General features: G+C 62.7%; 5 protein-coding genes and 1 pseudogene. 5 read left to right on the plus strand and 1 reads right to left on the minus strand.

The window, feature by feature from the left end; translation table 11 throughout:
• Positions 1-56: 56 nt before the first annotated feature.
• The 3 genes from AX703_RS02180 (at position 57) to AX703_RS02190 (ending at position 3,140) form a co-directional block, all read left to right on the plus strand.
• A complete protein-coding gene (locus AX703_RS02180; RefSeq protein ID WP_231735315.1) occupies positions 57-692 on the plus strand; it encodes an IS110 family transposase in 636 nt (211 codons plus the stop codon).
• A 381-nt stretch (positions 693-1,073) separates the two neighbouring features.
• Positions 1,074-1,943 (plus strand): tyrosine-type recombinase/integrase, encoded by an 870-nt coding sequence (locus AX703_RS02185; RefSeq protein ID WP_062342338.1) that lies wholly within the window; start codon positions 1,074-1,076, stop codon positions 1,941-1,943.
• 9 nt (positions 1,944-1,952) lie between these two features.
• A complete protein-coding gene (locus AX703_RS02190) occupies positions 1,953-3,140 on the plus strand; it encodes an IS91 family transposase (protein ID WP_062342340.1) in 1,188 nt (395 codons plus the stop codon).
• A 630-nt stretch (positions 3,141-3,770) separates the two neighbouring features.
• Here AX703_RS02190 and AX703_RS02195 read toward each other — a convergent pair.
• Complete coding sequence (locus tag AX703_RS02195; RefSeq protein WP_062342342.1) at positions 3,771-4,793, minus strand: IS110 family transposase; 1,023 nt, start codon at positions 4,791-4,793, stop codon at positions 3,771-3,773.
• A gap of 103 nt (positions 4,794-4,896) precedes the next feature.
• On the opposite strand from AX703_RS02195, the gene AX703_RS02200 reads away from it, so the two are divergent.
• A complete protein-coding gene (locus tag AX703_RS02200; RefSeq protein WP_062342344.1) occupies positions 4,897-6,153 on the plus strand; it encodes an IS701 family transposase in 1,257 nt (418 codons plus the stop codon).
• A gap of 96 nt (positions 6,154-6,249) precedes the next feature.
• A pseudogene (locus tag AX703_RS02205) lies at positions 6,250-8,181 on the plus strand (L-glutamate gamma-semialdehyde dehydrogenase); the annotation flags it as partial.
• Positions 8,182-8,388: the final 207 nt, after the last annotated feature.

Raw genomic sequence — 8,388 nt, forward strand, 5'->3', positions numbered from 1 at the left:
AACTATGATGGCCGCAATGCCTACGGAAGCAGCGTGCTACGAAATGCGCGCTTACCATGAAGATGCGGGTCCAAATGTCGAACCAGATACGCGGACTGTTGAAGACTTTTGGCCTTGTGGTTCCAAAGGGCGCCGGCAGCGTCTTTGAACGTAACGTCATTTCTCTTCTGGATGGCGAAGACAATCTGGCGAGCATCATCCTGCCGCTCCTAAAAGCCTGGAGTGACATCCGGCTTCGCGTGGCGGAGTTAACGAAGCAATTGGTCGTCATGGCTGGTGCAGACCAACGCTGCCGTTTGCTCACCTCAGTGCCTGGCGTGGGCACGGTCACGGCCACGGCTTTTGCGGCTGCGGTCGAGGATTCTATCAATTTCAAGAATTCGCGCGCCGTAGGCGCTTGGGTGGGGCTGACACCGAAGCGATATCAATCAGGCGAGGTTGATTACGAAGGTCACATCTCGCGGCGTGGCGACGGCAGACTCCGCACGCTGCTGTACGAGGCAGCATCCGTGATCTTGAACAGGTCATCTGAGACCAACGCGTTGCGAACGTGGGCATTGGCGCTGAAGGAGCGGTTGGGATTCAAACGAGCAGCCGTTGCATTGGCCCGCAAGCTGGCAGTGATCATGCACTCAATGCTGAAGACCGGCGAACTGTTTAATCCCAATGCAGGAACGGCCGTCCCCGCCTGATCAGCAGAACGCAAAGGCCATCATTCTCAGCACATTCATCAGTTTGCGCCCTAGTGGGGCGCATCGAGCCGTCCCTGCCGGGACGCAGTTGGGATCATTCCGCGAAGCGGGAAGCAACTGCCTTGCTGCAGATTGCGTCACGAACATAGGAAGATCTCGGCTACGGAACCCATCCTGCGGCGATCAAGATTGTGTCGACCGCGTAGACGACCCTGTTCCCGGCACACGCATGGCATCACGTTGAACGATTTGAGTGCGGGGCTTGACGGAGGCGCGATTAGACGACCCGCTGACGCGGGAGAGTGTGGCGTATTGGCTGGAATGGCCTCCTGATGGGAAGGTTTGGTTGCTGAGACCAACCTGCAACCAGGAGACTATCCCATGACTGATGTCACGGCAGCGGTAAGCCCGCTGCGCCGTCGTATGATCGACGATATGAGCCTGCGCAACCTGTCACCTGCGACGCAGCGATCCTACATTCACGCGGTCAAACGGTTCAGCCAGTATCACGGTTGCTCACCGGATCGGCTTGGGCTAGAAGATGTCCGTGCGTTTCAGGTCTATCTGGTGTCGCAAGGCGTGTCATGGGGCGCGCTCAATCAGACGGTCTGTGCCCTTCGCTTCTTCTATGGCGTGACGTTGGACCGTGCGGAGATCCCGGAGCGGATCGCGTATGCACGCACACCGCGCAAACTGCCGGCGATCCTGAGTGCCGACGAGGTGGTTCGGTTTCTCGAAGCGGTGTCATCGCTCAAAGCTCGAGCCGCACTGACGACGGCTTATGCCGCAGGACTTCGCGCCGCTGAGGCGGTGAGTCTGAAGGTCGCAGATATCGACAGCGACCGGATGTTGATCCAGGTTCGCCATGGCAAGGGTGCGAAGGACCGCACTGTCATGCTGTCGCCGCAGTTGCTGGGTATTTTGCGGACCTATTGGCGACTGGCGCGCCCTGAAGAATGGCTGTTTCCTGGTCGTGGCGACAAGCCGATCGATGTTCAGGTCCTGCACGCAGCGTGCCGGTCGGCGACCAAGGCGGCGGGCCTGGTCAAGCGGGTGAGCGTGCACACGCTTCGGCACAGCTTTGCGACGCATCTGCTCGAGAGCGGCACCGATATCCGGATCATTCAGGTTCTGCTAGGGCACGGCAACTTGTCGACGACGGCGCGCTACACCCATGTGGCGACGAGCACGATCGCCGGTACACAAAGCCCGTTCGATCGCTTGACCCTTGAGGTGGTACCACCGGCCTGAGCGGCGACGGTGCGTTCTGATCTGGAGGTGGCGGATATCTTCCGCCACCACGGCCGTGCTTATCGCGATGCTCATGACGGCCATATCGGCCGCGTGGAACGCCGCGTCATGTCGGCGATCGAACTGTGTCGGACTTCGGCGCTCTGTGGTCATATCGAGGCCTGCGAAGACTGCGCGCATGCCCGCGTCGCCTATAACTCCTGCCGCAATCGGCATTGCCCCAAGTGCCAGAGTGTGACGCGCGAACGCTGGCTTGCCGACCGACAGGCCGATCTGCTGCCAGTGCCCTATTTCCACGTCGTGTTCACGGTGCCGAGCGAAGTCGCCGAGATCGCGTTTCATAACAAGGCGGTGGTCTATGCGATCTTGTTCGATGCCGTTGCGGCAACGCTCAAGACCATCGCCGCCGATCCCAGTCACCTGGGGGGCGAGATCGGGTTCTTGGCGATTTTGCACACATGGGGTCAGGCGCTCACGCATCATCCGCATGTTCATTGCCTTGTCCCCGGCGGCGCGCTTTCTCCGGATGGACGGTGGATCGGTTGCAGGCCGAACTTTTTCCTGCCCATCCATGTCCTCTCCCGCCTGTTCCGACGCTTGTTTCTCGAACGGCATGCGGTCGCACATGCTGCCGGCCGGTTGCGCTTCTCTGGCAAGCTGGATGGGTTTGACGACACGAGCACCTTCGCCGCCGCGGTCGGCAAGCTGCGGCGTAAGAAATGGATAGTCTATGCCAAGCCGCCGTTCGGATCACCCGAGCATGTCCTTGCCTATCTTGGCCGCTACACGCACCGGGTCGCGATCGCCAATAGCCGCCTGGTCAGCGCCGACGAGGCCGCCGTAACCTTCCGCTGGCGCGACTACCGTCATGGCAACGCATCCAGGCTGATGTCGCTCGATCCGCACGAGTTCATCCGCCGCTTCCTCATCCACAGCCTGCCGGACGGGTTCCATCGCATCCGCCACTATGGCTTCCTCGCCAATGGCTGTCGCCGTGCACGGCTCGCCGCAATCCGACATCTTTTGACCCCTACCAAGCCGACTGAGACTGCCGCGGCCGAAGTCGGCGAGACCGCGAGGCAGCTTCCGCACTTCGACCCCACTCAGTGTCCATGCTGTGGCGGCATCTTGCGCATCACCGCCGCGCTTCCGCGATGGTACTTCGGACGATTGCATCCATGGCCCGATACGTCATGACCATAAGAACTCGGACCAAACATGAGACCCAGCAGCGTTGCGGCCATGACGCCGACGAACGCACGCCCCCCTTTGTCCAGGTCTTTCCAGACCCACACACCGGGCAGAAGTGTCCCTCCGTAGCCCGCGCAAATTGTCGATTAATGCGACGATCATCGCGACCTATGCCGACATTCCGGCGTCGCAACCACCGGTATCGCGGCATTGGGGGCATCCAGCCCCAGCACACAGCGATCAGTGTTATCGCACTAATCCCATAGGTCGCGCGCGCGTCAGCGGGTTCGCTCAATCCGGCTTCAATGAGGTCGCGCACAGCGCCAAGCCCGGCCGTCGGCGCCGCGCGACCTCACAGAACCCTCCAGATTCACAAGAGTCGCTTATCGTGATTCATATGTGGACGCCCCCTTGGCAAGGGCATTGTGTCGCGACGGGTTTGATCGGTTGCTTTCATATGTCCGGCCTGTTTGTGCGGCATTGTTGCTGCCGCTGGCCCTGATGGAAATCCGCCGGTGAGGTCCCTAAACAGGCTCTCGCGCGTTGAAGCGCATTGAATCAGACGGGTTGGCTTCACCATTGGCTCGATCGTTACTCATCATCGACTGCCACTACCATTTCGGGTGACCTGGGTGATCAGGCCAAATGTGCGTAGGGGTGATATGTCTCCTTGCGGGTCAGTACCACCCAGGCGATCCGGGCCAGCTTGTTGGCAAGGGCCACCGAGACGAGCCGGAATGGCTTCTTCTCGCTGAGCTTCCTGATCCAGTCGGCCATCGGCGTTGGCTTGTCCTTAACGTGGCGCATGACGGCTGTGGCCCCAACGACGAGCAACCTTCGCAGGTACCGGTCACCTTGCTTCGAGATGCCGCCGAGCCGAGTCTTGCCGCCCGTCGAGTGCTGCTGCGGTGTCAGACCAAGCCACGCGGCGAACTGCCTGCCGGATCTGAACTGATCCGGATCGGTGACGGTGGCGGCGATGGCTGTTGCCGTGATGATGCCAAGCCCCGGTATCGCGGCAAGCCTTCGACTGGCCTCACTCGCGGCATGCCAGGCGATCAGTTGCTGGTCGAGCGCGGCGACCTCGCTGTTGATCGTCATGATCTGGCGGATCAGTATCTCCAGTGCTGACCGGGCATAGGGCGGCAAGGCATCCTTGTCGGCCATCGCCTGCTCTGCCAGCTTCGCGAGGTTGGCGATGCCAGGGTTCGCGACCAGACCCAACACCGCCAGATGCGCCCGCAAGGCATTGGCGAGCATGGTGCGTTGACGCACCAGCAGGGACCGAGCGCGGTGAGTCATCAAGATGCCCTGCTGTTCAACGGTCTTTGTCGGCACGAACCGCATCGTTGGTCGTTGCACGGCTTCGCAGATCGCTTCGGCATCGAGCGCGTCGCTTTTGCCGCGCTTGACATAGGCTTTGACGTAGGCCGGCGGGATCAGGCGAACTTCGTGCCCCATCGCGGCGAGCGTCCGCGCCCAGTAGTGCGCCGTGCCGCAAGCCTCGACGCCGATCAGGCACGGGGATAGCTTCGAGAAAAACGGCAACATCTGCTTGCGATGTAGCTTCTTGGCCAGCACCGCATTTCCTTCTTCATCAACGCCATGCGCCTGAAATACGTTCTTCGCCAAATCCAATCCGATGGTCACAATCGTCATCTCGAACGCTCCTCATCCCACATGCTGAGACCACCACCATAGCAGTGCCGGTCAGTGCGGGGGCGTCCACATCATCAAGATCGTCAGCGTGTGGAGGCTGGCGATGGTGGAAGCATGGCGGGATGAGCTGACGGAGTGGCTCGCGCCCTTTGTGGGGATGTTGGGCGATCGGCGCAGGGCGCGGATGTGTCCGGCATATGTCGAGGGGTTGATCGGGCCTGGTGACCGCAAAAGCGTGCAGCCGATGGCGATGCGTTCGCCGGGGATTGGCTACGATCAGCTGCACCATTTTATCGGGGGTGCCCTGTGGGACAGCGCGCCATTGGAGGAGGAACTCTGTCGGCAGGCCGATGCACTTGTAGGTGGCAGCGCTGCCTGGCTGATCATCGATGACACGGCTTTGCCCAAGAAGGGGCGTGCGTCGGTCGGCGTGGCGCCGCAATATGCCTCGGCGCTGGGCAAGAACGCAAACTGCCAGACCCTCGTGTCGGTGACGCTGGCATCGAACGAAGTGCCGGTCATGATCGGGTTGCGCCTGTTCCTGCCTGAGAGCTGGACCAGCAATGCGGCGCGGATGGACCGTGCCAAGGTTCCTGCAGAGGTGCGCGCCTATCGCACCAAGCCCGATATCGCCCTTGCCGAGATCGACCGCGTGCGCAGCGCTGGTGTGCGCTTCGGCGGCATATTGGCCGACGCTGGCTATGGCCTGTCCGGCCCGTTCCGGCAGGCACTGACCGAGCGCGGTCTGACCTGGGCAGTGGGCATACCTTACAAGCAGAAGGTCTATCCGGCCGATGTTGCCATGATCTTCCCGGTTGCTGGCCGCGGACGGCCACGCAAGAATTATGTGCCTGACGTTGCTTCGCGTCCCGCCCAAGAAGTGCTCGAGAGCGCCAAGTGGCAGACCGTGAGCTGGCGGCGCGGCACCAAGGGCAAGCTGTCGGCGCGCTTTGCTGCCATGCGCGTGCGGGTGGCAGACGGCCCGCCGCAGCGGATCGGTGATCTCGGCCAGCAGCATCTTCCCGGCGAAGAGGTATGGCTGGTCGGCGAGCACCGCTCCACCGGCGAACGCAAATACTACCTCAGCAATCTGCCCGTCGACACACCGCTCAGGAAGCTGGCCGGCGCCATCAAGGCCCGCTGGGTCTGCGAGCAAGCCCATCAACAGCTGAAGGAAGAGCTCGGCCTCGATCACTTCGAGGGACGATCGTGGCAGGGACTTCACCGACACACCCTCATGAGCATGATCGCGTTCGCCTTCCTGCAAGCCCGTCGCCTCAGGGCAGCGGGTCGGGAAAAAAAAGAAGCTCGAGCCCGCCGCCGCAGCCGACCTTGCCTGCCATCAGGCAGGCAATCCTGACCCAACTCAGCCAGCCTCCGTCGCCAACATGCCCGCACTGCCGTAAACGATGGCGACGAATGATCCGCAGAAATCTGCCAAAGTAGTGCTAGCACACTGTACTTGGATCGCCGCAATTCCTCAGGTCTTGACCTGAGCAACGAGTACACGCTGGCCATGTTGAGCAGGCAGTTGCTGGATAGCGCCGACGTCGCTTGGACTGCCGCGCCGGCAGACGGACGGGGCACAATTCGCCCGGTTTTCAACCCTGCTGACCACCGTGATGTGGTGGGCCAAGTTATCGAAACCACGCCGGAGGCGGCGCGCGCCGCTGTACTGGAACGTGCGGCCGATGCCATGCAGGCGCGCATGCCGTTCCTGCTGGGGTTGGTGATGCGCGAGGCGGGCAAATCGCTACCCAACGCCATTGGCGAAGTACGCGAGGCGATCGACTTCCTGCGCTATTAAGCGGCGCAGGCGCGGGGCACTTTTGGCATGGCGCAGGCGCCTCTCGGCCCGGTAGTGTGCATTAGCCCGTGGAATTTTCCGTTGGCGATCTTTGCAGGGCAGGTAGCCGCAGCGCTAGTGGCGGGTAACCCAGTGCTGGCCAAGCCGGCCGAAGAAACCCCGCTGATCGCCGCCGAGGCGGTGCGCTTGCTGCATGAGGCGGGGGTGCCCGCCGATGCATTGCAACTGATGCCCGGCGATGGCGCCATCGGTGAAGCGTTGGTCGGCGCGCCGCAGACGGCGGCGGTGATGTTCACTGGGTCCACCGAAGTCGCGCGGCTGATCCAGCGGCAGCTGGCCGCCCGCCTGTCGCCCTCGGGCAAGCCGATTCCGTTGATCGCCGAAACCGGCGGACAGAACGCGATGGTCGTGGATTCCTCGGCGATGGCGGAACAGGTTGTCGCCGATGTGATCGCCTCTGCCTTCGACAGCGCAGGTCAGCGGTGCTCAGCGTTGCGCATCTTGTGTTTGCAGGAGGAAGTTGCCGACCGCACGCTCGCCATGTTGAAGGGCGCGCTTGCCGAACTGCGCATCGGCCGGACCGATGCCCTCAACGTGGACACCGGCCCGGTCATCAGCGCAGAGGCCAAGGCGAATATCGAGACGCACATCGCCGCGATGCGCGCCAAGGGGCTGGCGGTGGAGCAGGTATCGCTGCCGGACGAAGCAAGGCACGGGACCTTCGTTGTGCCTACGATCATCGAGATCAACAGCATCGCCGATCTCGGGCGCGAGGTGTTCGGTCCGGTGCTGCACGTGCTGCGCTTCCGTCGGGACCGGCTGGGCCAACTGATCGACGATATCAACGCCACCGGATATGGTCTCACCTTTGGCCTGCACACTCGGCTGGACGAGACGATGGCCCACGTGACCGCGAGGGTGAAGGTCGGCAACGTCTATATCAACCGCAACGTCATCGGCGCCATCGTCGGGGTGCAGCCATTCGGCGGGCGTGGGCTGTCCGGCACCGGGCCAAAGGCCGGCGGGCCGCTCTATCTCGGGCGGCTGGTGGGCCGCGCGCCGGTCTATGCCGCACGCGCCGCACACCTCGCCACGCCGGTGCATGAATTCGCCGACTGGCTGGACGCGCAGGGCGAAAGTGCCGCCGCATCGCCGCTGGGGGCAGAGCGCGAACTGGCCGGGTCGGTGGGCGAACGCAACCTCTATGCGCTGCACCCGCGTGGGCTGGTCCTGCTGCGCCCGCAGACGCGCGGCGGCTTGTTCGAACAGATGGCCGTGGTGCTCGCCACCGGCAATCGCGGCGTTGTGCAGGGGGTGGCCTTGCCGCACGGGTTGCCCGCCGCCGTGGCTGCAGCGTTTCCTGCGGTGGCTGATGCGCCGTTCGCTGCAGCGCTGGTGGAGGGCGATGCAGCACCCGTCGTGGCCGAGGTGGCGCAATTCGACGGGCCGATCGTCTCGGTCCACGCATGTGAACCGCACGGCGGGCTGAGCTACAATCCCGACTGGCTGCTTGAGTAAGTTTCGACCTCGATCAACACCACCGCCGCCGGAGGTAACGCCAGCCTGATTATGCTGGGGTAGGGCAGCCATTTGGTCCGCGTTCCCTAATAACTCCCCTTAGAATAGTTTATGCCATTTTCGCCGCCTTGTGTTGCAGGCGGGGCGTGGGCAGGACGCTTGCCTGGATCGCGCGACCTCCCCGCGCCCCAAACCACTTAACAGGAGCACGACGCATGAAAGCCCTGGTCTGCGTGAAGCGGGTGATTGACTACAACGTGAAGCCACGTG

Origin of the sequence: Novosphingobium sp. CCH12-A3 (genome assembly GCF_001556015.1) — a bacterium.
Lineage (GTDB): Bacteria > Pseudomonadota > Alphaproteobacteria > Sphingomonadales > Sphingomonadaceae > Novosphingobium > Novosphingobium subterraneum.

Bases quoted from the DNA above. Each gene is read 5' to 3' on its own strand.
- AX703_RS02180 (WP_231735315.1), top strand. From the start codon at position 57: ATGAAGATGCGGGTCCAAATGTCGAACCAGATACGCGGACTGTTGAAG.
- AX703_RS02185 (WP_062342338.1), top strand. From the start codon at position 1,074: ATGACTGATGTCACGGCAGCGGTAAGCCCGCTGCGCCGTCGTATGATC.
- AX703_RS02195 (WP_062342342.1), bottom strand. From the start codon at position 4,793: ATGACGATTGTGACCATCGGATTGGATTTGGCGAAGAACGTATTTCAG.
- AX703_RS02200 (WP_062342344.1), top strand. From the start codon at position 4,897: ATGGTGGAAGCATGGCGGGATGAGCTGACGGAGTGGCTCGCGCCCTTT.